This is a genomic window from Psychrobacillus sp. FJAT-21963 (assembly GCF_001420585.1).
GTDB lineage: Bacteria > Bacillota > Bacilli > Bacillales_A > Planococcaceae > Psychrobacillus.
Genome location: NZ_LJIY01000002.1, coordinates 537,479 through 561,674, shown reverse-complemented (window position 1 = coordinate 561,674; position 24,196 = coordinate 537,479). Strand labels below are relative to the sequence as shown.

Annotated in this window: 20 protein-coding genes, 1 tRNA gene, 1 pseudogene and 1 other annotated feature; of the genes and pseudogenes, 7 read left to right on the top strand and 15 right to left on the bottom strand. The window is 34.7% G+C overall.

What is annotated here, in order from left to right:
• Nucleotides 1–153: 153 nt before the first annotated feature.
• The 4 genes and pseudogenes from AN959_RS08570 to AN959_RS08560 all read right to left on the bottom strand — a co-directional run bounded on the left by AN959_RS08570 (nucleotide 154) and on the right by AN959_RS08560 (nucleotide 5,001).
• Nucleotides 154–3,324: an ATP-binding cassette domain-containing protein gene (locus AN959_RS08570; protein ID WP_056830309.1), complete on the bottom strand. Its 3,171-nt coding sequence runs from the start codon at nucleotides 3,322–3,324 to the stop codon at nucleotides 154–156.
• Between the two features lie 142 nt (nucleotides 3,325–3,466).
• Nucleotides 3,467–3,883 carry an SRPBCC domain-containing protein gene (locus tag AN959_RS21675; protein ID WP_056830307.1) on the bottom strand — a complete coding sequence of 139 codons (417 nt, stop codon included), beginning with the start codon at nucleotides 3,881–3,883 and terminating at the stop codon, nucleotides 3,467–3,469.
• Nucleotides 3,884–4,021: 138 nt separating this feature from the next.
• Nucleotides 4,022–4,135 (bottom strand): annotated as a pseudogene (locus tag AN959_RS21670) (ArsR family transcriptional regulator); the annotation flags it as partial.
• A gap of 590 nt (nucleotides 4,136–4,725) precedes the next feature.
• Nucleotides 4,726–5,001 carry a hypothetical protein gene (locus AN959_RS08560; RefSeq protein WP_056829900.1) on the bottom strand — a complete coding sequence of 92 codons (276 nt, stop codon included), beginning with the start codon at nucleotides 4,999–5,001 and terminating at the stop codon, nucleotides 4,726–4,728.
• Between the two features lie 520 nt (nucleotides 5,002–5,521).
• Here AN959_RS08560 and AN959_RS08555 point away from each other — a divergent pair.
• Both AN959_RS08555 and AN959_RS08550 read left to right on the top strand, forming a co-directional pair.
• The gene (locus AN959_RS08555) at nucleotides 5,522–6,394 is read left to right on the top strand and encodes an LppY/LpqO family protein (protein WP_056830305.1); all 873 of its coding nucleotides are present in this window, start codon (nucleotides 5,522–5,524) and stop codon (nucleotides 6,392–6,394) included.
• Nucleotides 6,395–6,715: 321 nt separating this feature from the next.
• Nucleotides 6,716–7,000: a hypothetical protein gene (locus tag AN959_RS08550; protein ID WP_056829898.1), complete on the top strand. Its 285-nt coding sequence runs from the start codon at nucleotides 6,716–6,718 to the stop codon at nucleotides 6,998–7,000.
• A gap of 280 nt (nucleotides 7,001–7,280) precedes the next feature.
• Here the strand turns inward: AN959_RS08550 and AN959_RS08545 are convergent, their stop codons facing one another.
• The 3 genes from AN959_RS08545 to AN959_RS08535 form a co-directional block, all read right to left on the bottom strand.
• Nucleotides 7,281–8,249 carry an NAD(P)-dependent alcohol dehydrogenase gene (locus AN959_RS08545; RefSeq protein ID WP_056829896.1) on the bottom strand — a complete coding sequence of 323 codons (969 nt, stop codon included), beginning with the start codon at nucleotides 8,247–8,249 and terminating at the stop codon, nucleotides 7,281–7,283.
• Between the two features lie 196 nt (nucleotides 8,250–8,445).
• Nucleotides 8,446–9,195: an alpha/beta fold hydrolase gene (locus AN959_RS08540; RefSeq protein WP_056829894.1), complete on the bottom strand. Its 750-nt coding sequence runs from the start codon at nucleotides 9,193–9,195 to the stop codon at nucleotides 8,446–8,448.
• A 214-nt stretch (nucleotides 9,196–9,409) separates the two neighbouring features.
• Entirely contained in the window at nucleotides 9,410–10,126 is a 717-nt protein-coding gene (locus AN959_RS08535; protein WP_056829892.1) for an SDR family oxidoreductase, read from the bottom strand.
• A gap of 607 nt (nucleotides 10,127–10,733) precedes the next feature.
• On the opposite strand from AN959_RS08535, the gene AN959_RS08530 reads away from it, so the two are divergent.
• Complete coding sequence (locus AN959_RS08530) at nucleotides 10,734–11,003, top strand: hypothetical protein (RefSeq protein WP_056829890.1); 270 nt, start codon at nucleotides 10,734–10,736, stop codon at nucleotides 11,001–11,003.
• Between the two features lie 107 nt (nucleotides 11,004–11,110).
• On the opposite strand, the gene lysS is transcribed toward AN959_RS08530, so the two are convergent.
• From lysS to AN959_RS08515, 3 genes are all read right to left on the bottom strand, one after another.
• A complete protein-coding gene (gene lysS, locus AN959_RS08525) occupies nucleotides 11,111–12,571 on the bottom strand; it encodes a lysine--tRNA ligase (protein ID WP_056829888.1) in 1,461 nt (486 codons plus the stop codon).
• Nucleotides 12,572–12,658: 87 nt separating this feature from the next.
• Nucleotides 12,659–12,924: a binding site (T-box leader), on the bottom strand.
• Between the two features lie 65 nt (nucleotides 12,925–12,989).
• Nucleotides 12,990–13,139, bottom strand: coding sequence for a 50S ribosomal protein L33 (gene rpmG / locus AN959_RS08520; RefSeq protein ID WP_053589536.1), 150 nt, complete (start codon nucleotides 13,137–13,139; stop codon nucleotides 12,990–12,992).
• A gap of 57 nt (nucleotides 13,140–13,196) precedes the next feature.
• On the bottom strand, nucleotides 13,197–14,381 hold the full coding sequence (locus AN959_RS08515) for a GTP-binding protein (RefSeq protein ID WP_056829886.1): 1,185 nt from the start codon (nucleotides 14,379–14,381) through the stop codon (nucleotides 13,197–13,199).
• Between the two features lie 281 nt (nucleotides 14,382–14,662).
• On the opposite strand from AN959_RS08515, the gene AN959_RS08510 reads away from it, so the two are divergent.
• Nucleotides 14,663–16,507 (top strand): penicillin-binding transpeptidase domain-containing protein, encoded by a 1,845-nt coding sequence (locus AN959_RS08510; protein ID WP_082460889.1) that lies wholly within the window; start codon nucleotides 14,663–14,665, stop codon nucleotides 16,505–16,507.
• A 360-nt stretch (nucleotides 16,508–16,867) separates the two neighbouring features.
• Here the strand turns inward: AN959_RS08510 and AN959_RS08505 are convergent, their stop codons facing one another.
• From AN959_RS08505 to AN959_RS08485, 5 genes are all read right to left on the bottom strand, one after another.
• Nucleotides 16,868–17,590, bottom strand: a complete 723-nt coding sequence (locus tag AN959_RS08505; protein ID WP_056829882.1) for an amino acid ABC transporter ATP-binding protein — start codon at nucleotides 17,588–17,590, stop codon at nucleotides 16,868–16,870.
• The gene (locus tag AN959_RS08500; protein WP_053589540.1) at nucleotides 17,583–18,242 is read right to left on the bottom strand and encodes an amino acid ABC transporter permease; all 660 of its coding nucleotides are present in this window, start codon (nucleotides 18,240–18,242) and stop codon (nucleotides 17,583–17,585) included. The genes AN959_RS08505 and AN959_RS08500 overlap by 8 nt, the downstream gene beginning before the upstream one ends.
• Nucleotides 18,243–18,271: 29 nt before the next feature.
• Nucleotides 18,272–19,066 carry a transporter substrate-binding domain-containing protein gene (locus AN959_RS08495; RefSeq protein WP_056829879.1) on the bottom strand — a complete coding sequence of 265 codons (795 nt, stop codon included), beginning with the start codon at nucleotides 19,064–19,066 and terminating at the stop codon, nucleotides 18,272–18,274.
• 22 nt (nucleotides 19,067–19,088) lie between these two features.
• A complete protein-coding gene (locus AN959_RS08490; RefSeq protein ID WP_056829877.1) occupies nucleotides 19,089–20,399 on the bottom strand; it encodes an aspartate aminotransferase family protein in 1,311 nt (436 codons plus the stop codon).
• Between the two features lie 299 nt (nucleotides 20,400–20,698).
• Nucleotides 20,699–21,487, bottom strand: a complete 789-nt coding sequence (locus AN959_RS08485; RefSeq protein WP_056829875.1) for an ion transporter — start codon at nucleotides 21,485–21,487, stop codon at nucleotides 20,699–20,701.
• 141 nt (nucleotides 21,488–21,628) lie between these two features.
• On the opposite strand from AN959_RS08485, the gene AN959_RS08480 reads away from it, so the two are divergent.
• From AN959_RS08480 to AN959_RS08470, 3 genes are all read left to right on the top strand, one after another.
• A tRNA-Asn gene (locus tag AN959_RS08480) sits at nucleotides 21,629–21,700 on the top strand.
• Between the two features lie 514 nt (nucleotides 21,701–22,214).
• Nucleotides 22,215–23,885: a ribonuclease J gene (locus tag AN959_RS08475; RefSeq protein ID WP_053589544.1), complete on the top strand. Its 1,671-nt coding sequence runs from the start codon at nucleotides 22,215–22,217 to the stop codon at nucleotides 23,883–23,885.
• A 29-nt stretch (nucleotides 23,886–23,914) separates the two neighbouring features.
• On the top strand, nucleotides 23,915–24,136 hold the full coding sequence (locus AN959_RS08470; RefSeq protein WP_053589545.1) for a (4Fe-4S)-binding protein: 222 nt from the start codon (nucleotides 23,915–23,917) through the stop codon (nucleotides 24,134–24,136).
• Nucleotides 24,137–24,196 lie beyond the last annotated feature (60 nt).

Below are 24,196 nucleotides of genomic sequence, written 5' to 3'. Positions count from 1 at the left end.
CTCAAGGCTTTTTTTATGTAATAGTCTTAAATTGAATACAATTAACATTTTTTAGCATAAAAACTCATTTGCAATTTTTTTTTTGCAAATGAGTTTTTAATTATTAGCTGACATCTAGTTTTAATTTGAAATATGCCTTACTTTAATACATCTTTAATTATTTTGCTCTAAGAACTGGTAAATCGCCATTATTTCTTGTTTATTTAACTCACGAATACGCTTGAAAATAAGTAGATCTGCAACAGGCTCAAGATTTAAGCTTTGTGCAACAACATCACTTACTTTATCATTTAGCCATGTGTGCACGTCTATGCCCTCGACGATTTCTTTACGCCCTTCATCATTGATGCCACTTGCATAACAACTAACACACGGAATTGTTAATTTAAAGACGCCATCATGCAGGTTATCTTCTGAAATAACTTTCTTTCCTTGGCAGAATGGACATGGATGGCATTTTTTAATTTTATTTATTTGGGTAACTAATTTTTTGTAACCAAATGCTTCATAAACATATGTTAGTTTTTTGTATTTTCCATTAGTGAAATACTTATCAATGATGGTTTCTCTCGTTTCTGTGATATTGACAAAATCACAGATTGTAATCCGATTATTAATGCTGATTGCTTCGATATTGCCGCTAATAATGTCCCAGAATGGCAGGGCATTTTGTAAAACGATTTCATAGTGAGCAAAGCTTGCAAGCTCTAGTTCAAGCATTTTCAGAGCGACTTGTGTTTCTCTCGGTAATAAGGACACATCATCGCTTAAAGTCATATCACCGCCGACAATGTCTTTTAATTTTTCTAGTTGCTGTAACTTCCCGACTGTTTTCATCGCTTGATCAAGTGGCTGGTTAATAATCTCACGTATATCCGAGTCGTCAAATTTCAGCTTTTTATGGTGGTTTAATACGGTTCCTTCGCAAACGGGACATGTAATCATCTCTTTGGATTCTTTTATATGCTCTTTAATAATCGATTTCGATACAAATATATAACGCCCAATGATTAAATTAAAGCCTTCCCAAGTCCTTCTTGTCTTGCCTTCTTTATCATAAAATGACTTTTCCCAATACCCGTATAAAAAGGTATGCTTTTCTGCTTCAGACATGTCATTATAACTTTTACTTATATCCTGACCGAGCTCATTTTTAATCTCTTCAAAAAGGAATTCTAATTTTGAAAACTGATAAAATTTTAAAACTTCCATTACATCTGCATGTAATTGACCATCCCAAAATGGCACGGTTTTATCCTGAAGAACAACTTCAAAATCAAATTTTTCAATCATTCGACGGCCCGAACAGCATGGGCAATGATTGTCTTGATGATAGAAATCAAAGCTTCTCGTATCTTTATTGGTCGGATGAGCTGCTACAATATGGTTGATCACGCCGCCAAGTTCATAAAGAAAACTATATTGACTATATAAGTGACGTTCCAAGTCTAAAGCGATAACGGGTGCAATTATGTCTGTTTCATATTCACCATAAATCAAACGGGCCATGGAGGATAAGCTTTTTAATATACCGCCCTTATAGACGTTTTCTGCATTTTTAAAATAGGCAATATGGTTTTCTGTTAAAAAGTTTATGCCATTTGGTTGATTTAGTGTAGAAGAAATTTGCAATGGTGCAACCTGTTCTGGACCGTTTTGTCCGCGATAATAATCATCATGACTGACAACATCAAGACGCTCGACAGGTGCAATCTGCCTGTCCCCAAAATCAACGATAAAATCAGAGTTGTCTATCATATAAGCATTATGCTCAATCATCATAATAGAGACAGATTCATCTTGCAGAATGACCCTTACACTATCAATGAATTGATTTAAAATATTTTGTGATAAACCTTTGGAAGGCTCGTCAAAAATAAAGAGCGTATGTGGGTTTCTTGAGTTAGCAAACAGCTCAGAAACTAAATGAACACATTGAAATTCACCCGTCGATAAAGACTGCGTTTTTCTTTCCAACGTCAAATAACCAAGTCCAAGTTTGATAAATAAGCTCAAGCGTTTATGAGCAATATCTTCCTTTGGCAGTTCTTCAATAATATCTTCAATCGAACGCTGAAAAATATCATCAATATCTTCACTATATTTTGTAAGTTTCCTTTTAATATCAAGAAACGTTGCAACTGTAGACCGACTAGTAATCGATTGATTTCGATCTTGCCCAACTATTACGAGTTTATCTTTTGGATATCGCTTCTGAAAATCTTTGGCAATACACTCATTAACAAGTGTAGACTTCCCACATCCTGATTCCCCCGTAAAAGTGACAATTCTATTTTTAGGAATCTGAATTTCTTTCATTTGAATATTACGGCAGTAAAGATCTTGAAATTGATAGTATTCTATTGGCATTTCTTTATTTCTTACCGAAGTGATTGGTTGTGGGCGTGGGGATTCTTCTACAATTTTACCACCGTATTTTCCACTACCAGGTCCAAAGAATAATTGTTCTTCCGATGTGTTAAGTACCGTGTCAGAATGGTCAATTAGCCAAATCTGATTCTTGTAGCCCAATTGTTTAATCTCTTCTAAAATTTTCAATAGTGTTTGGTGGTCTAGACCTACTGAAATTTCATCAATAATAATAACAGTATTTTCACTTGTTGCCATAAATTCTGCCAAGTAAAGTCGTGTTATTTCTCCACCTGACAAGGTACCCATAATACGATTTAATGTTAGATAACCAATATTCATATTGAGTATATTTTGAAGAATATGTTGTTTTGCTTCACTAATATGTAATTCTTCTCTTAGGGAAAGAATCGTTTCAATACTTAAGTTGTTAATATCGGAAATACTATGTGGTTGATTCAATATTTCTATCTTATGTTGCTCCACTTCTGGATTAAAACGCTTGCCCACACACTTTTTACATTCGATATTTTTCGTAGTGCCTCGCCCTTTACATGCGGGACACCAACCTAATTCATTATTAAATGAAAAAACTTCTGGAGAAAGATTAAATTCTTCAGCAAGTCGCACGCGAATCTCTTTAAAAACGCCCGTATGGGTGCCTATCGTTGAACGTGGATTCGAAGAAATGGATGATTTTCCGAGAAAAAGTACTAGAGGCATTTCTTCCATTTTGATAGCACTGAAATTAGTTTCCATAATGTTAGGAAACAAATATTGATATTCAGCTTTTGGTAATAAGGAAACGAGACGCTTCTTGGATTCTTCTCCAATAGTTTGACAAAATGTTGTTTTACCTGATCCAGATAAACCAGCAATTCCTAACGATTTATCTACAGGTAGTACTACATCTAGTTTGTTAATATTGTTCGCTATTAATTGATTTACTTTCATAGTGGTATCATCTCCATTCTCAAAATTTAGTATTGCCATATTAGTAAAACTTCATCTTCGTCTGTTATCCGATAAATTAGATAAATAAGAAAGGGCACAATTCTTATTACCGAATTGCGCCCTATTGTTGAAGAATTCATTTTTACAGTTCTGATACCACTTTTCCGAGCTTTTCACCCATTTTCATCCAATCATATTTAGCTCCCTCAATTGCTCCCTCACGAGCTTTTGTTGCTTCACTAAATCCAGTTTGATCGAGATGTAGATGGATAATTCCATCTGAACCTTTTTTCAAAGTCCATGTAACAGTAGTGCTTTCACCGGCATTAACCCATGTGTAAGAAAGCTTATTAGGTTCATCCACTACTAATACTTCACTATCTACAATTCCATCCCACCATTCATTTGGCTCCACTCGGAATTGAAATTTATGTCCTACGATTGGTTTAAAGTCATTATTCCATATCCATTTCGCAAGAGTATCCGAATCTGTTAAAGCGTTCCATACTTGCTCAATTGAACTTGTAAATTGAAAATCTAATGATACGTCTGATTTCATATTTTTTTCTTCCAATAAAAGATTTAATTTAACCATTCTTCGTATCCAAAATCCTTCGTAAAAAGATATCCAATCTTGAATTTCTTTCAACGGAGAGGCATTTAACCGATACCTCGTTTCTCTACCAACTCTTCGAGTAATTACGAGATCAGCATCTTTAAGGATAGCCAAATGCTTAGATACTGCTGTACGACCCATTTGAAAATGAACCGTTATCTCATGTAGGGGTAATTCTTCAACATCTGCCAACATTCGAAGTAATTCTCGTCTAGTTGGATCGGCAATTGCATCATAGACATCCCTCGATTGACCTTTTTCGTTAGAAATAGTTCCCACCTTTTCTTTTCACTAGTATTTCTGTATTATCACCGTTTTTATTCTTAATAACCTAATATGACACCTTTTGTTGTCTTATTTATTATAGGACACTAAAAGGTGTCATGTCAAATTTCTAGCTATTACATTGTCTGATTCCTTGGAAATGATTATTTTTTTCTGCCCCTTTCACTATCCATGAAGCACAAAATCATACTTCACCAAAGATAATGAAAATGGTTATAAGGGTACATTACTTCAATTTCAATGAAATCCATAGACTTATTAATGTACTTTCTCCTCTTTTTTTAACGATTGTGCATAGGCTTTTAAAATGTTTTTATTTTTTTCAAGAAGAAATTTATTTTTTTAATAGTCAAAAAAAACAGCTGCCTATGCACCTTGATGTTCTTTAGCAAAAGCCATCGTGAGGTAAGTATAGTTTGCAGCTGATACTATATTAACTAGAACTAAATAAGTCTGGAAAGTCTGTTTCTGATACTAGTCTTTATCTCTTCTAGACTTATCTACGTCGTTAACTTAGTTTCATTTTCAGGGTTTGTTTTAGAAAATAAATATCCTGAGCTCGAAACCGAAGCTACTAGTATAGATAAAAACATAAGAAGAAGTATTTCTTCTATTTGCATAAAAGGACTTATTACAAGAATAGTTAAGAATGAAAAAATCATTACTACTAGGAAAAATAGATTGTATCTCTTTTGTTTTTCTGTTGATACAAAATAAAATATAGGTCCAAAAATAATAGAACTAATGCAAAAGAATACAAAGAATAAAAAAAACATAATTTCCTCCTATAGATTCTAAATTTAATCTTTNTATAAAATAACTTTTCATTCATAAGTTCTTTTCTTTAACTTTGGTTCTCTAGCAAGAAGAATCTACTGATGGTTGGACTGCTACAAAATTAAGTCTACTTGGAGCTAACTAAACCATTCCGGTCTTACATAGATAAGCAGATTTAAATATTATTAGATAACAAGGCGCTACTAATTCCTCTGCAATTTTTGTGGGAATAATTGTGAATCTCGTGACAAAACTATTATTGGGTAAAAAACTAAAAAAAGAATCCCCAGCGATAAGGATTCTTATTTTCCTAAACATTAGATCCCACCTACTTCCATTTGCCAATTAAAGTATTTGGTAAAATTCCAACCATCTGCATTTATAATTGGAACATTTTAATCTTCTTTTAGGGCATATACCCAGTCCCTTTATTTGACTTCAAGCCCAGTCCCTTTATTTGACTTCAAGAATACAATAACTAGAAAATTGTATTTGGGAGATGGTTTGCAATTGGATAACATGAACAATATTCGTCCAGACGACCTTTGTGAGAAATTTGCGGAAATTTTGGGGGCAGCTCCCTCTATCATTAATGGGGTTTGTACTGCAACAAAATCCCGGACAAATATTCATCCGGTTGTACTAGGCCGGAGAGCTGATTCCTTTATGTTTGTGCCTCAGGCATTTTCTTTTGAAAACCTTGATGAAAACGGAAAGGCATTGTGTCTTGGTGAAACTGTCCTCCTCCAGGAAGAAGCGAATCCATTTATGGCGAGGTTGCGTGAAGAAGGAATCATTGTAACCGCCCTTCATAATCACTGGTTGTTTGAAAACCCGCGATTGATGTATATGCATTTTGAATCCCTTGATGAACCTTTATCTTTTGCTAGAAAAGTAAGAAGTGCCTTAAAAGTCTTAACTACTCGCAATATTGGAGGTTCCCGAAGAAATCAAAGAACATCGGATAGACGGGGAGAAGAGCTTTGTGAGGAGTTCAATCGAGTTTTAGATGGCAGCATGCATACATTTGAAGGTGGCGCTTGTATTGTGATGAAATCTCGTACAAATATTATGCCTCGAGCTCTAGGAAGGCGAGGAACGTCATTTTTATTGATTCCACAAATGTTTGCCTTTGAATCGTTATCTTCTGATGGCAGAGCTCTTTGCAGTGGGGAAACGGTGATCCTTCAAGAGGAAATCAACCCATTCATTGATGAGCTTCTGAAACATGATATTATTGTTACCGGCTTTCATAATCATTGGTTGTTTGAGGATCCAAGGCTGATGTATATCCATTTTGTAAAAATTGAAAAACCAATTCGATTTGCGAAAGAGGTAAAAGATGCTTTAGAAGTGTTGACTACAAAGAAGGTATCCTTCGATACTAAATAATGAGGACATTAGGATTTTCCAGTGGGAGATCCTTTTTTATTGCCTCATCACATCTTGATGTTAAAGATGATTGGCTCCGAAGTGGTTTGTTTTATTATTCAGTAAATTAAACCATAAAAAAGTACCTGTAACTAAGCGCCATTAAATAAAGAAGCATCCTACTTTGCTAATTTTTTTGATGTGAAAATGTTTTACGAGTATGAACTTTGCTACCTCTATCGGTTTACTCATACAAATAATTTTTCTTTTATAAAAAAATTTAACAATATGAATTGAAGACAAATATAATATAGTAAATGTAAAGGAATGGAGTTAGAAGGTATGGGGCTATACATTTATCAAGTAAAAAAAATTCTACAAGAGGTAGAGTTTGATTTAGTTTTTAAAAATGTTGCGGAAATAGCTGGCGTTGTATGGGAAATATACTCGATTGTTGACCCTAAGCAAGAAAATTTAGTAGTTGCCATCCTTAAACATACGGAGGGACAAAATTTGGGTACCCAAAACTTTATTCATCCCAATGCCGAAGGTTTAGAAGAGGTTGTGGAATTCAGCAAGTCCCAATTAAGTGCTTTTACTAAGATTGTCGCTGCCAATAATTTATAAAAATCACACCAAACCATGGGTATGTTTTTTATGAGAATTATAATATTAGAATTCTTCAACTAAAGCACTTGTTAGTTGAAGAAACACAATACATTAGATTAGTGCTATGAAAAAAGTCTACCAAAGCTTAATTCAGTACAAATAGCTATAAATAAGATTTGATGCAATCCCTAGAGGATTAAGATGATTCAAAGGAACGAAATACTGCCATTCATTCCTTTTCAAGTATAGAGGTCGCAATAACGTTGGCAAGGTACTGTGTTTAAGATTACTTTTTTTGTTAATTTTTTTGTTCTATATGGATGACGACCTTTCCCTTGGCTTTTCCTTCTCCAAGATATTGGATAGCCTCAGCAACCTCACTTAACGTATATCGTTTATCTATTATTGGTACTATTGTTCCGGCAATAAAAAGGTCCTTTAAAAAATTTTGATCATTTTTATTTGGTTTATGAACAAGAATATTCATAGTCTTTTTCTCAATTTTCGAAATTAATGGTCCAAGGAAAATTATTTGGAGGATTAGAGAAAAGGAACCCCCTACCATAACATAAGTGCCATTGGGATTTAATAAACGCTTGTAATCAAAGATCGACCGAGATCCTACAACATCAAGAATAAGGTCATAACATCCCCTTTTCAAATCTTCTTGAGTGTAATCAATGACATAGTCTGCTCCAATAGACCGTAGCATATCCATTTTCCCAGTGTTGTCCACACATGTTACTTCAGCCCCGTATAATTTCGCAATTTGTAATGCAAACGTACCCACTCCTCCACCGGCCCCGTTTATTAAAACCTTAAGACCTTCCTGTATCTGTCCTTTGCGGAGACCCTGTAATGCGAGGACTGCTGCTTGTGGTATAGCTGATGCTTCTTCGAAAGTCATATTGGATGGTTTCAACGTCAATGCATCTTCACGAACACATACATATTCCGCAAAACCACCCCAACCACACCAGGAGATATCCCCAAAAACCTCATCGCCTGGATGAAAGTGCTTTACGTCTCTGCCAATCTCTTCAACCTGCCCTGCTATGTCAGCTCCAAGAATTTTGTATTTTGGTTTTAACAGTCCCCCAATACGAGCCAAAAATGGTTTACCTCTCAAGAGATCCCAGTCCCAAGAATTCACGGAAACAGCATGAACTTTTACCTTTACTTCATTGTCCTTCGGAGTAGGTACTTCTACTTCTCTTAGTTTAAGAACATCAGTTGTTCCATATTTATTGTAAACCATCGCTTTCATGAGGAATCCTCCTTTTTATTTGAATTTCATTAAGTCAATTATTAAGAACGCCATATATATGTGTCATTATTAAAATATTTCTACTAAATTTAATTAATTCCTTCTTCAGTTAAGCTGCCACGTTAGTTCTGAAACAAAGGGCTATAAGTTAACCATTTCAACAAATTTATTTAGGGTCATTATATATTGTGGTTAGTTATAATAATTGGTTTGCACAATCTTTTATAGTGTTTATAACGACTCTTGGCTCAGATAATTGTGGAAAATGACCGCTATTATCAGCAACTATATGTTTGCTCTTTTTAGATAATGAAAGATATTCCAATTGATGTTCTACTCTTTTTGTTCGAACTTCCTCTGGTATCATTCGGTTTTCCTTACCGCCTGTAATAATATATACAGGTATTTCAGGAAAAGCATCTTTTTGTTGTATTTGAATTACAGTATCTTTTACAAAATTAACTTCATTGTATTGTTTATAAGAGGACAAGGAATCAAACATTGTAAACAATTTGTTTATTGTTTTAATTGCCTTACCCTGAAATTCATTTAAACTTAGATCCTTCGGATGACTTGATTCTATAAAGACTATTCCAGCTACATCGTTCGGATAAAGTCGCGCATATAAATTTGCATATAATCCACCTAATGAATGTCCAACTAATAAGAGTGGTGGATCAAATCCTACTAATTTAAGTGCTTCATGGAGAGTTTTTACAATCGCCAGTCCATCTTGAGGTTCTTTCGGTTTATCACTTCCACCAATACCAAAACGATTATAAGAAAATACAGCGAATGTTTTCGAAATTTCTGGTAGTATTTTCATCCAAGCTTCTATTGGTCCAGAGCCACCATTAATCAGTACAATATTTGGTTTACCGTTTCCGCTAATACTATATTGTAACTTTCCTTTTAATGTCTCTATTTTATATTTCTCTATTTTCAAATTACACCTCACTCAGTTTGTCTTATTTAACAATGGGTTTAGTAATATATTCTCGTTGAATTTTGTTATTTCCTTCTTAACTAATACTACAGAGGTTTAAAATTTAGAGTAGCCTCTAGCAAAAATTTTTCTTCATGCCAAGTATGGAAAGCATCAATAGGTCCTAACAAAATAAAAAAGACATTCCTTAAAAGAAATGTCTTCTCAATTTTTTTTATACTAAACGTGCCCCACCATCAATTGCGACCACAGATCCAGTTGTAAATCCGTTTTTTGCCAAATAAACGTAAGACTGAGCAATATCTTCTGGTTGAGCGATTCGTTTTACAGGGAGCTGCTCAGCGATCCTATTAAACATCCCTTCACGTTGGTCATCTGGCATACCGGCGTAAATTGGAGTATTTACAGTTCCAGGAGCTACAACATTTACTCGCATTGGCGACAGTTCAATAGCAAGCCCGCGAACTAATCCTTCAACTGCTGAGTTTATTGCAGCAAACGTCGATGCACCTTGTGGTGGACGTTGACCATATACACCTGATGTAAACGTAATAGTACTCGCTTCATTTAAGTAAGGCAGTGCTGCATGGGCTGTAGCATATTGACCCCAGAACTTACTGTTAAAAGCTTCTTTCGCAGTTTCCACTGGCAGCTCTTTAAATAGACCCATAGTTCCCTCACCTGCAGTGATTACTAAATGATCAAAATTTCCTACCTTCTTAAAGAAAGCGGCAATACTTTCATTACTACGAAAATCTAATTCATACCCCTCCACACCTTTACCCAAGTTGTTTTTTGCTTCGGCTAATTTAGAAGTAGAACGACCCGCAACTACTACTTGAGCAGATTGATCGAGAAACGCTTTGGCAGTCGCCAATCCAATACCAGAAGTACCACCAACAACTACTACACGTTTTCCTTGAAATGACATAGAAAAGACCTCCCCATTCATCCATATTATTAATTACTTCTATACGTTATGCTTTTAATGCTTGTTGTACCAGTTATTTTAATGGCGTTTGTTGAACAATAATATTTGTTAAATCATAAGAATTTTTTTCTATTTCCCCTTCGCCTACTGCTTGGTAAATCCCTGAAATAATTTCAGCGACTGGAGCACATAGTCCAACACTGCTAAGATAATCCTTCATATCATTAAGTGAAACTTTTTTATGTGTAACTCGTTTACATGAGATTTCAGATATTAGTTCAGTAAGCTTATCAAAAGTCCAAGGCTTTGGTTTTACCTATTTGTATGGTTTACTATCATGCCTTCCCCTGTTAAAGCTGCTCCTGTAGCTAAAGCAAAATCTTTAAGACATACCTCGTTAAGACTGCCATTTACAAATTCGGCAGTCTCGTAGAATATTTTTACCTTTATACTTTTATATTTATTAAAAGATATCTCCATTGGGAGTGTCTTTTTTTAATGAAAAGATATATCAAATTTCATATCCTTTATCCAAATACATTTCACTATTAGCTAAGGATTTGCATACAATAATATAGTGATCATTATATAACTGGAGGGCAACTATTTGGTATTTAATCAAGATAATAACGAAAACCTCCAATCCGTCAGTGAATCAGCAAAACTCGCTGTTATTGCCGGAGTAGTGTCAACGTTTGGTGATCTTCTTTCAACTATATCAGCAGTGCTTGCAATAGAAGAAGAGCGTCAAGCAGAAAACAATAAAAGTGATAACAGTGATAATAAAAGTATGCAAAAACAGATTGACTATTTAAGCTCTGAATTAGAAAAACTAAAAAAACAAGTAAACAATGTAAACCCTTATTTTCATAAATAATTGTATACTCTCCTATATAAGCACAAACATATAGAAAAGCATTAATCCCATTGGATTAATGCTTTTGTCTTTAAAATCTTTTTATTGAGAAAGGAATAGCAATTGTCTTAAAGCTTTTTAGTTAATGGAAAGAAAACACAATCTTTTATCGTTTCACTATCAGTTAGAACCATTAATAATCGTTCAATACCAAATCCCCAACCTGAAATTGGAGGCATTCCATATTCCATAGCTGTTAAATACTCTTCATCCATCTCCATAGCTTCCAAATCACCATTACTTTTAAGGAGAGCTTGTTCTTCTAGCCTTCTTCTTTGCTCTAACGGGTCAACTAGCTCTGAATATGCATTAATAATTTCTGAACCGTTTACTACTAATTGAAAACGATCTGTTAGCGAATAATTATTGTCATTAGCTCTTGCTAATGGTGATAAGTCAATTGGATGTTGAATTAAAAAAGTTGGTTTTACAATTTGAGGTCTACTTATTTTCTTATAAAGCAGATCTATGAAGTTACCTCTACCTAAAGATTGAATATCCGAATGTTCTATTTGAATATTTTTTCTCTTCGTTTCCATGTATAAATCTTTAACATCTGGATAAAGATCTATGTCAATTCCTGTGTCCTTTAATATTAAATCTCTAAAAGATACAATATCCCACTCTAATGAAAAATCAATTTTTTGACCTCGCATCATAATGGAAGTTGTATTAAATGTATTTTCAAGAACAAACAGAACCATTTCACGCATTAATTTCATCGTATCTTCATAATTCCAATAAGCTGCATATCCTTCAACCATTGTAAATTCTTGAAGATGTTGAGGACTGATTCCTTCATTCCTAAAGCACTTTGCAAATTCAAATACTTTTGTAAAGCCTCCAACAATTAATCTCTTCAAATAAGTTTCTGGTGCAATTCGCAAGTTCAGTTCCGTATCCAAAGAATGATGAAAGGTCTTAAAAGGTTTTGCTATTGCACCAGATGAAGTATGTTGTAATATAGGAGTTTCAACTTCTAAGAAATTCTGTTCTTCAAAGAATCTCCTAATAGATCGAACCAAACTTGTTCTAGCTAGTAAACGATTTTGCGTATCTTTTGTCATTATTAAATCTAAGTAGCGTTGCCTATACCTTAACTCAATATCGTTTAATCCATGCCATTTTTCCGGAAGAGAATGCAATGCCTTCCCTAGAAACTTATAACTTTCAATACGTAGTGTTTTCTCATTTGTTTTAGTTGTGTACATAATTCCTGTAACTCCGATAAAATCTCCAATATCCAATAAATGATGAAATTGATTATAAGTAGGTTCACCAACTTCCTCTTTTTTCAATAGTAGTTGTAAACCTCCGTATATGTTGGATATAGTTATAAAACTTAAATGATTAAAGTTTCTAATACCTGTTATTCTTCCAGCAACTTGTACTCCAGAAGTTCCATCTTCCAGCATTTTCGCTTCAATAAGTTCATAATTTGTATCATATCTTTCAGGATATACTGTTATTCCCTGAGATTTAAGCAACCTTATTTTCTCTATTCTTCGTATTGTTTCTTCATTACTCATTTTAATCACTCCATACTTTTTATATTGTCACATGTAATTACTGTATTTATAAACAACAAAAAAACCCCCACCCCCAAGATTATTAATCTTGAGGACGAGAGTTATTAGCTTCGTGGTACCACCCCAGTTTATTGATATGTCACCATATCAACCTTTTCGGGTACGGCAATTAACACATTGATTATACCCTATCTCTATAACGGGAGATCCCGTCGCATTATCACTAAGATTATGTCTTAGATCCGTGCGAAGCTCCGAGCCTTTTTTCACTAGCATAATTAATACTCCTTCTCACCAATAGGAGCTCTCTGGAAATAATTAATCATAATTACTCTTCTCTTCATCGCTATTTTCCTATATTTTTTAANAATAATATTAATCGATATATTTAGTTTAGTCAATATATCTTTAATGTTTATTACTTTGTTTCTCTATGCAAAGTCACTTTACGTAATCGAGGACAATATTTTTTCAGCTCTATACGTTCTGGGTTATTACGTTTGTTCTTCTTCGTAATGTAATTGCGGTCACCAGTCTCTGTACAAGCAAGGGTGATTTTTAACCTCATTGATCTTCCTCCTAATTTGCGTACCAATTTCGGAAATGCTATGTGTCAAATAATAGTTCAATTTGAACTAAACGGAGGAAGTGGATCCGATAATTTTGTCCAGTCACTAACCATTTCCTCATCTGTTAATAAACATGAATCAAGACCGGTTTCAATTTCATATCTATCCATCTCAAGCCCAATCCATACCATTTCTGTCAGTCGGTCTCCAAGAATGTCATCCCATCTAGATGTCAAAGAAGAGTCTTCTTGTAATATCATTTGTTGTTCATCTTTCGAGAGAGATGCTACCCAATTACCAGCACCCTGAATTTGGATTGAAGATCCAGCTTGGGATAGTATACCTGACATATTATTACGAGTTGCTAACCAGAAGAATCCTTTGGACCGAACAATTTCTTGAGGAAAAGCTTTCAACCAATCGTACCAACGTTCTGGGTGGAATGGGCGTTTTCTTCTATATACAAAAGATGTTATTCCATATTCCTCAGTCTCCGGGATATGTTCATCATTTAATTCTTTAATCCATCCAGCACCTTGGCTTGCTTTCTCGAAGTCAAAAAGTCTTTTGTCCAAAATTTCCTCCGGGGCAACTGCCCCATTTACCATTGGAACAATAGCTGCTTCAGGATTTAATTTTTTTAAAAAGGATTTAAATGCTTGCAAATATTCAGGTGTGACTAAATCTGTTTTACTTATCAATAAAATATTTGCAAATTCAATTTGATCAATCAATAGATCCGAAACATCCCGAATGTCTTGAACATCATCTGTTTGTTTCCGTTCAAGAAGCGATTCTCCACTTTCATAATCACTCCAAAAACGGAAGGCATCTACCACAGTTATCATGGCATCTAACGTACAAAATTTAGATAAATCGATACCAACTTCTTCATCAATGTATGTAAATGTTTGTGCTACAGGTATAGGTTCAGAAATACCGGTCGATTCAATAACTAAATAATCGATATTCCCATTTTTAGCGAGCTTCTCGACTTCCATAATCAAATCTTCACGAAGTGTACAACAGATACAACCATTTGTCAGTTCGACTAATGTTTCTTTAGTTCGTGAAAAACCCCCGTTCTGGATAAGTTGAGAATCAATGTTAATCTCACTCATGTCATTTACTATTACAGCTATTTTCTTTCCATCCTTATTTGCCAATAAGTAGTTCAGTACTGTAGTTTTTCCTGCTCCTAGATAACCGCTTAAAACGGTGACCGGTATCTTTTTATTCATACATTTCCTCCTTCATTCATTTTAAATCGTAATGGTTACGATTTATATAATACAATTTATTTAATTAATGTGCAATACTAATGTATATTTTTATTTATTCGAAGTTGTAAACCAGTCAAGTACTACTCTTCCAAATTAGAAAAACTAAATCACTACATTTACTAGGACATATTCAAAATCAAATTTTCATATGTTATCTAAAAAGTTTAAAAGGGGAAAATGAGATTTCCAAAGTTAAACAAATTATTCGGCTTCGAACAATATGGATTGTAACTTTTATCATGTTTATAGTAGTAATGTTGAAATTAATTCACCTGCAAGTCTTTCAGTTTGAAGAGCTTACTTTAAAAGCTAAAGAAAGCTGGGATCGAGAGTTACCCTATGCCTCCATTAGAGGAAACATTTTGGACAGAAATGGAGAAGTGATAGTTGGGAACAAACTATCACCAACACTCTTTTATATGCCCTCACAAAATGATGATCCAAAAAAAGTTGCGGAGCAAATTGCACCACTTTTAAAAACAGAAGAAGAAGTTATTTTAGAACAATTATCCAAAAGAGCTTCCATAATAAAGCTGGCTCCTGCAGGTAAAAATATAACCTCAGAGCTTGCTATGGAAATTCAAGACAAAAATATTAAAGGTCTCTATGCCGGGATTGATTATATTAGGGAATATCCACATGGTAATATGCTATCAAGATTATTAGGATTTACAGGCTCTGATGCACAAGGTCTTGCCGGAATAGAATATCAATATGATTCCATATTAAAAGGAGAAGATTCTGCTATACGTTTATATACGGATGCTAAAGGCATTCCACTTCCTCACGTCGATGATGGTTGGAAAAATGGATTAACAGGAAATCATATTCAATTAACTGTAGATTTACATATTCAGCAAGTGGTAGAGCGTGAATTATCTCAAGCGATGCAAAAATATGAGGCAACTCAAGGTGTCGCTATAGTGATGAATCCTAATAATGGAGAAATTTTGGCTCTTGCTTCCGCACCAAATTTTGATCCATTATCGTACCAAGAGGTAGACCAAGCGATTTACAATAGAAATTTACCTGTTTGGATGACTTTTGAACCTGGTTCAACATTTAAAATTATTACATTAAGCGCTGCACTTGAAGAAGATGTTGTAGACTTAGAAAAAGATACTTTCTATGATCCAGGATATGCAATAGTGGATGGTGTAAAGTTACGATGTTGGAAAAGAGATGGGCATGGACTTCAAACATTCTTAGAAGTAGTCCAAAACTCATGTAACCCAGGTTTTATCGAACTTGGTCAGCGATTAGGAGAAGATAGATTATCGGAATATATTCGTAAATTTGGTTTTGGAGAATCTACCGAGTCGGGTATGGCTGGAGAATCAACGGGAATCTTGTTTAGTGAAGAGAATTATGGTCCTATCGAGCCTGCAACTACCTCGTTTGGTCAAGGTATTTCCGTTACCCCTATTCAACAAGTGCAAGCAGTTGCTGCAGCCATAAATGGTGGTTACTTATACAAACCGTATATCGTTAAGAACGTTTTAGATGGAGTGTCAAACGAGCTATTATCCAGTACTGAACCAGAAATGAAACGCCAAGTAATTCGGGAAGAAACATCAGCAAAAGTACGTGATGCATTGGAGCATGTTGTTGCAGAAGGTTCTGGTAGAAATGCATTTAGAGACCAATTGCGAATTGGTGGTAAAACGGGAACCGCTCAAAAAGTTAAAGATGGCAGATATGTCGACGGTGAATATATTGTTTCGTTTATAGGTTTTGCTCCTGCAGACAATCCCGAACTCATCGTATACGTAGCAATTGATAACCCAAAACATAGTGCTCAATTTGGTGGGGTTATAGCAGCTCCGATTGTAGGACAAATTTTAGAAGACACACTTCAAAAAACTGGATCCGGTGAACAAATCGAAAAAGAGTATAGATGGGGTGATGTACCACAAACTAGAGTTCCAAATCTAGTAGGTACTAAGAAAGAGGAAATAACTGCGTATATGTATCCTTTTTCAATCGTTTGGCATGGTGATGGTAATCAAATACTTTCTCAGTTACCAAAAGAAAATAGCTTAATTCCATTGGATGGAACAATCCATGTATATACAACAAATTAATAAATGAATCAGATTGCACATGATGAAATAATATTTCGTCATGTGCATTTTTCTATAAAGAAATACAATCATACCTCTCTCCAATATCTTAAATAATAAAGCACCTCCACCACTCAATCCTACGCAGTCAATAACTTTTCTAGTGATGGAAGTAACAGAATCAGTTATTTTCCCTCTCTTCATTGTTCTCATGATTGTTGGTCCAGTTCGTACCTCTTATATAAAAGAAACAACAAAGGTCAAAAAATATATAAGTATATTACTGTACCCGTTCTTTTGTTTTGTTTGTACATAACCAAATTCTTTCTGTAATCATATATAAAAAAAGCAAACCCACTACTTTGGGTTTGCTTCACTAGTTTATAATACCTTTTGTAAAAATTCTTTCGCTCGTACTGATTTAGGTTCCGTGAAAAACTGATCTGGTGGTGTATCTTCTACAAGCTGGCCACCATCTAAAAATAATATACGATCTGCTACTTCTCGCGCAAAATTCATTTCATGTGTCACAATAACCATCGTCATTCCTGATTCAGCAAGTGACTTCATCACAGCAAGTACTTCCTTTACCATTTCTGGATCAAGCGCTGAGGTTGGTTCGTCAAAAAGCATAACGGAAGGATTCATCGCTAAAGCACGTGCAATCGCAACACGCTGCTTTTGTCCACCTGACAATCGATTTGGATACTCGTCTCGTTTTTCAAATAGGCCAACTTGGCGTAATAGTATATCTGCTTTTTCTATTGCATGCTGTTTTGAAATTCCTTGCACATTAATTGGAGCATACGTTAAATTCTCTAGTACTGTTTTATGAGGGAACAAGTAAAAGTGTTGGAATACCATTCCTACGTTTTCTCTTACCTTCATAATATTTGTCTGTTTATCTGTTACAACATCATTACCAATAGTAATAACGCCTTCTGTAGGCTCTTCTAATAAGTTCATACAACGTAAAAACGTCGATTTTCCTGAACCGGATGGTCCAATTACTGCAATTACCTCTTTTTCCTTAATGACAGTCGAAATTCCTTTTAATACTTCATTTTTTCCAAATGATTTATGCAAATTTTCTACTTTAATCACTTCTACTCATCCTCTTTTCTAGCATTTTCCCAAGGAATGTCAAAATGAGCGTCATAATATAATAAATTACACCAGCAATTAATAATGGCTCCAAATATCGATATGTTGAGCCTCCGACAACATAGGCACGGCGCATAATATCTAGGGCTCCAATAACTGTTACAATTGCAGATTCCTTGTTTAGTGTAATGAATTCATTCATTAATGCTGGTAGAATGTTCTTTAATGCCTGTGGTAAAATGATATCTTTCATCATTTTAAAATATGGAATTCCTAATGCTAGGGCTGCCTCTTGTTGGCCTTTATCAACTGCATTAATACCTCCACGAATGATTTCCGAAATATAAGCACCAGAATTTAAACCGAATGCTAATATAGCAGCAGGCATTGGATCAATTTGAATGTCTAATAACTGTGGTATTGCATAGTAAATGATCATTAATTGTAATACGAGCGGTGTTCCCCGAAAAATGGATGTATATATATCCGCAATCCAGCGCAACAATTTAATACGTCCAATTTTAAATAAAGCTAATAAAATTCCTAATAAGAAACCAATGATGGTTGCGCACAATACGATTTGAAGCGTTATACCTATTCCTTCTAAAATATAAGGAATAGAGGGTAAGACTGCTGTAAAATCTAAGTTCACAACGTCCCCCTCCTTTCTTTACTTACTATTTATTCTTCCACAACAAACCATTTTTGTTGAAGCTCTTCAATTTTACCGCTATCAATTAATTCTTGAATTGCTTGATCAAATTGAGCTTTTAAGTCGCTTCCTTCAGGTAAAACAGCAACTTTATAATCTGCTTCATCTACCTCTACTGGGAAATAAGTTAGTTCAGCATTTCTTTGTACATAGTTTTCTGCTACAATATCCTCGATAATCGCTGCATCAAAACGTTTTGTCATTAATTCTTGTACTACTTCTGGAATAAGGTTACGGCTTTCTACTTTCATATCTACTATTTTAGCTACTTCATTTGCTAATTCTTCTTGAATAGAAGAAATTTGCACTCCCACGGTTTTACCAGCTAAATCTTCTACTTTTTCGATACCACTATCCTTTTTAGTCACTACCATTTGTACTGTTTCGTTATAAGGAATTGAAAAGTCTACTACCTCATCACGTTCAGGAGTTGGGCTCATTCCAGCTAATATAAAATCTACTTTTTCTGCTTGTAATGCCGGGATTAAACTGTTGAAATCCATATCTTTTACTTCTACTTCAAATCCAATTTTTTCTGAAATTGCATTAGCTAAATCTATATCAAATCCAATAATTTCATTACTATTCTCTGTATCCACAAACTCAAATGGTGCGTAGTCAGCAGACGTCCCCATTACCAATACCTTTTTATCCTCTGTTGCTGAACCTTCGCCATTTGTTGATTCTTCTTTTTCCGCAGTTCCACATGCTCCTAAAATAGACATAACAAGTACTAACATGAATAAAAATAGTTTATTTTTCATAATTGTTGACTCCTCTTCTTTTTCAGTTTGATTTTTCTTGAATAAAACGAATAATTGCTTTTTCTAACATTTCTAAGCCGTCATCTATTTGTTCTTTTGTAATAGTTAATGGTGGAATCATCCGAATAACTTCACCGACGTTTCCACAAAGGTAGAATAGAACACCTTCTTCTAATGCATAATCAAGAATTTTCATTACCGCTTGTCCATCTGGCTCGCCTGTTTTTGGGTTAGAAATTTCAATTCCAATCATTAAGCCTACTGAACGTACATCACTTACTATGGAATATTTTGATTGAAGTCTTTTTAAACGCTCCGTAGCATAAGCTCCAACTACTTTAGAGTTTTCAATTAGTTTTTCCTCATGAAGAATTTCTAAAGTTGTTAACGCTACTGAACAAGCTATAGGATTTCCTCCAAATGTTGTACCATGCATTCCTAAAGGCCATTGTTGCATTAATTCTTTGGAAGCAACAGTGGCACTTAACGGTAAACCAGATGCGATACCTTTCGCTATAGCCATAATATCTGGTGTTACGTCAAAATATTGCGCAGCAAACCATTCTCCTGTTCGTCCGAATCCTGTTTGCACTTCGTCAAATATCAATAAAATACCATGCTGATCACAAATTTCTCTTATTTTCTTTACCCATGCTTTCGGTGGAATGATGTAACCACCCTCACCTAAAACTGGTTCTAAAATAACACATGCTACTTCCTCGGGAGTAACTTGGTGATTAAAGAGTCGTTTAAAATCCTTCTCTAGTTGTTCTACACAGTAAACTTCAGGATCCAATCCTTCAGGACAACCCTTTACGTCCGCATAAGGAATTTGATAAGACAAATGCGAAGGTTGTAAAAACTTTCGATATTTACTCTTCGACGTTGTTACACCCAAAGCACCAAGAGAACGACCGTGGAAGCACCCGGTAAATGACACAACGTAAGGACGTTGGGTTACAAATTTTGCAAGCTTTAAAGCACCTTCAATTGCCTCAGTTCCACTATTTGCAAAGAAAAAGCAATCTAAGTTACCAGGTAATACATCACCAAGATTTTTCGCAAGTTTTAAAATCGAATCATACATTATGACGCCTGATGGTCCATGTACAAGCTGATCAGCGGCATCCTTAATGCTTTGTACAACCTTCGGATGACGATGCCCTGTATTCGCTACAGCGATTCCAGATGTGAAATCCAAGTAAGTCTTACCATCTACTCCATAGTAATAACAGCCCTCTTCTTTCACTATTGGAATATTCGGATGATCCTTAGCCATACTTGGTGCTAAATAATCTCCCATATTATCATAAAGCTCTAGCCAGTTACTCATGTTGTTCACCTTCACTTTTCTTTCAAGTTTGTTTACCGATTATTATGGACGAAATGGATTTTTATAATTGTAAATAAGAATATATACATTCAAATCATTCAAAAATAGATTTGNAAATACATTTGTGAACAAAAAAAGCCGTTGATGTTTTTAACTCACACGGCCAATTGATGGTTGCTTCTTTAGTATCATGTACGCATATAATTTTCTAAATTACTCCCTTCCCTTTACAAATAGGGCATTTTATTTCGATTGGAATAGGCAAAGTAATTTTAATTTTCCCAGTCCCTTTACACTTTTTACACATCATTTGAATCCCCTCTTACGTTATTTTTTTTCTGGTACAATACATTGATTGATTTTAGTAAATGATCAAATTCTTCCTCATTTAATTTGTCAATTTTTTTTAGTTGCTTCCTAATATATGTATCTAAATCGTCCTCATTGTTAACGAGTGGATCGTCTTCTGGATCAACTGTTTGTTCAATATTAGAGAAATAAATTGCCATACTTCCTGTAATAGATCCTATTAAACCAATACCTACTAACATAAGAATACTTGCAATAATCCTTCCTCCGATTGTGACCGGTGAGATATCACCATATCCTACTGTAGAAACAGTCACAATTGACCACCATATGGAATCGACCAAACTATTTATATTTGGATTCTCTCCCTTTTCTAAAATATAATTGCTAACTGCTCCCCAGGTCATGATTAGAAAAGTAAATATAAAAACATTTGATAATCCGCCTGACTTAAAAATTTCTTGTAATGTCTTTGATACTTTAATAATTCTTATTAATCGAACTAAACGCATAAGACGAGCAACTTTGAAAAAAGCATCAAACGGAATGAGTGCAATAAGGTCAAATATGTTTTCTTTCACAAATTTTTTCTTGTCATTTGAATTATATAATCTAACGATATATTCAATGGAGAAATAGATAATAAAACTATAGTCTGCCCATTTAATTTGTTGTGCTGTCAAAATTTCACTACCTGAATAGCTTGTGACAATTATTGTTAAGTACAATAAGATAAACAAGAAGATGACAAATTCATATATAATAGTCTTATTTTTCATCTTTTCACTCTCCTATATCTATCACGCCTTTCTCTCTATACCCTTTTCAATTGAAATATATTACTTATAAGATCATAAAAATAAATCTCACGAATAATTTTTCATCAGGATGGTAACAATATAATTAGAAAATTTTATTAATCCGAAGTAGCTCAGTGGTAGAGCAACCGGCTGTTAACCGGTTGGTCGTAGGTTCGAGTCCTACCTCCGGAGTATAGATAAAGCACCTCTTTGTATGAAGAGGTGCTCAGACTGTAGATAAACTCAAAGAAATTTGAAATTGTCATGGTCTTTTTTTTTATTTCAATACATAGTGAGAAATCGTCGATTTCCGTTTCAGGCGCTACGCTTTCCACGGGCACGGCCTCAGCCTTCTCCCTCGCTACGCTCAGTCCGGGTGCTTCGGCTCGTGCTGTTCCCGTAGGAGTCTTCGCGCCTTCTACTCCAATCGACTAGTGTTGGCAAATTTAAAAAGAGTTGAGTTTCTAAATCTTCTAAGACGATAGGTGTTGAATATCATGATGACTAAAAATCAAATCAATGAACGTGAAAATTGACAAAGTTCCCCAAGAGACGAACTCACGGGATACTTTGTCTGAGCACCTCTTTTTATGAAGAGGTGCTTTCTATCTTTTTGGATTGAGAGGATTTTTTAATAACACCTTATAAAACCCAATTAAAAGGCCATACTTGTATATATATAAATTTAATATGGAGGTACTGAAAATTGTATACAACTGATTCTAAAATAGCTGTTTTTGCTCTCGGTGGCGTAAATGAAATAGGGAAAAATATGTATGTTATACAGTCTGATGACGATATTGTTGTGATTGATTGCGGATCTAAATTTCCAGATGAAAGTCTACTAGGAATTGATTTAATCATTCAAGATGTTTCTTATTTAAAGGATAATATTGAAAAAATCAGAGGCTTGATTATTACCCATGGTCATGAGGATCATATCGGAGGTATCCCCTATTTCTTAAAACAATTAAAAGTGCCTGTTTATGCAACAAACTTAACACTAGGTTTAATTGAAATAAAATTAAAAGAACATGGCTTATTAAGAGAAACAAAACTTCTATTGATTGATTCAGAATCAAAACTTAGATTAGGTACTATTAACGCGACATTTTTCAGAACTAGCCACAGTATCCCTGATTGCTTAGGCATAGCTTTCCATACACCACAAGGTACAATCGTACATACTGGTGATTTTAAGTTCGATCTAACCCCCGTGGACAATCAATCTCCAGATATTCATAAAATGGCGGAATTAGGTCAAAATGGTGTATTGCTATTATTATCAGAAAGTACGAATGCTGAAAGGCCAGGTTCTACTCCTTCGGAGCAGCTTGTTGGCGATCATATAGAAGAGGAATTTCGTCGAGCGCCAAGAAAGATTTTTATTTCCACTTTTGCTTCCAATGTTCACCGTATACAACAAATAGTTCAAGCAGCTATTAAAACAAATCGAAAAATTGCATTGCTCGGCCGTAGCATGGTTAATGTTGTAGCAGTTGCAAGAGAACGTGGTTATTTAGAGATTCCAGAAGGAATGATTATTGATGCAAGTGAAGTACAATCAATGAATCCTGAAAAAGTAGTGATCATTTGTACAGGAAGTCAAGGAGAGCCTATGGCTGCTTTAGCACGTCTAGCCAGTTCTAATTTTCGCCAAGTAGAAGTTTTGCCTGATGATACTGTGATTCTTGCAGCAGGTCCTATTCCTGGAAACGAGCGAAGTATTTCTAAAATTATCGATAATTTATTTCAATTAGGAGCTAGAGTAATTTATGGCTCAGGTAGTGTTACTGGGATGCATGTTTCAGGTCATGCATGCCAGGAGGAACTAAAACTTATGCTAACACTAATGAAACCGAAATACTTTATTCCTATTCATGGAGAGTATCGAATGCTAAGACATCACAGCTTATTAGCAGAATCAGTTGGTGTGAAAAAAGAGAATATATTTATTGTCAGTAATGGCGGTGTAGTTGATATAGAAAATGAAGAAGCTAGACATACCCGAACTATTGAATCTGGAAATGTGTTTGTGGATGGTTTTGGAATAGGAGACGTTGGGAATATTATTTTAAGAGATCGAAAACTACTTTCAGAAGATGGCATGCTAGTTATCGTCACATCAATCAATAAATCTAACAATCAAATAGTTACCGGTCCGGACACTATTTCTAGAGGTTTCGTGTATGGTCCAGACGCAGAAGAATTAATTAATGAAGTAAATAATTCAGTTCGATCGACTATCAACCAGCTGCAAGATAAAAATAAAAATCAACGTGTCCTAAAACAAAATATTAAAAAATCTGTAGAACATCTTTTATATAAGAAAACGAAAAGAAGACCAATGATTCTTCCAATAATGATTGACATTTAAATCTCGTATGAACAATCCAGGAGGCTAGAATGAAGGATTATAAAATATACACAAGCCAAGATATTGATGTCTATTTTAATTTAAATAAATGTACTCATGCAGCAAACTGCGTGAAATATTTACCTTCTGTATTCAATGTGAATCGAAAGCCATGGATTCAACCTGATGCAGCACTAATTGAGGATGTAAAAAGAGTAATTGCTACCTGCCCAAGCGGTGCTTTGCTATATAAGGAAAATAAGTTCAAATAACGAAAAGTACCGTTCTATTTATAAATTAGAACGGTACTTTGTCAATTTTGAAAGCATTTG

Bases quoted from the DNA above. Each gene is read 5' to 3' on its own strand.
- AN959_RS08555 (WP_056830305.1), top strand. From the start codon at position 5,522: ATGAACAATATTCGTCCAGACGACCTTTGTGAGAAATTTGCGGAAATT.
- AN959_RS08545 (WP_056829896.1), bottom strand. From the start codon at position 8,249: ATGAAAGCGATGGTTTACAATAAATATGGAACAACTGATGTTCTTAAA.
- AN959_RS08490 (WP_056829877.1), bottom strand. From the start codon at position 20,399: ATGAGTAACTGGCTAGAGCTTTATGATAATATGGGAGATTATTTAGCA.
- AN959_RS08485 (WP_056829875.1), bottom strand. From the start codon at position 21,487: ATGAAAAATAAGACTATTATATATGAATTTGTCATCTTCTTGTTTATC.
- AN959_RS08535 (WP_056829892.1), bottom strand. From the start codon at position 10,126: ATGTCATTTCAAGGAAAACGTGTAGTAGTTGTTGGTGGTACTTCTGGT.
- AN959_RS08495 (WP_056829879.1), bottom strand. From the start codon at position 19,066: ATGAAAAATAAACTATTTTTATTCATGTTAGTACTTGTTATGTCTATT.
- lysS (WP_056829888.1), bottom strand. From the start codon at position 12,571: ATGAGTAATGAAGAAACAATACGAAGAATAGAGAAAATAAGGTTGCTT.
- AN959_RS08470 (WP_053589545.1), top strand. From the start codon at position 23,915: ATGAAGGATTATAAAATATACACAAGCCAAGATATTGATGTCTATTTT.
- AN959_RS21675 (WP_056830307.1), bottom strand. From the start codon at position 3,883: ATGAAATCAGACGTATCATTAGATTTTCAATTTACAAGTTCAATTGAG.
- AN959_RS08570 (WP_056830309.1), bottom strand. From the start codon at position 3,324: ATGAAAGTAAATCAATTAATAGCGAACAATATTAACAAACTAGATGTA.
- AN959_RS08560 (WP_056829900.1), bottom strand. From the start codon at position 5,001: ATGTTTTTTTTATTCTTTGTATTCTTTTGCATTAGTTCTATTATTTTT.
- rpmG (WP_053589536.1), bottom strand. From the start codon at position 13,139: ATGAGGTTAAAAATCACCCTTGCTTGTACAGAGACTGGTGACCGCAAT.
- AN959_RS08510 (WP_082460889.1), top strand. From the start codon at position 14,663: ATGTTTATAGTAGTAATGTTGAAATTAATTCACCTGCAAGTCTTTCAG.
- AN959_RS08515 (WP_056829886.1), bottom strand. From the start codon at position 14,381: ATGAATAAAAAGATACCGGTCACCGTTTTAAGCGGTTATCTAGGAGCA.
- AN959_RS08550 (WP_056829898.1), top strand. From the start codon at position 6,716: ATGGGGCTATACATTTATCAAGTAAAAAAAATTCTACAAGAGGTAGAG.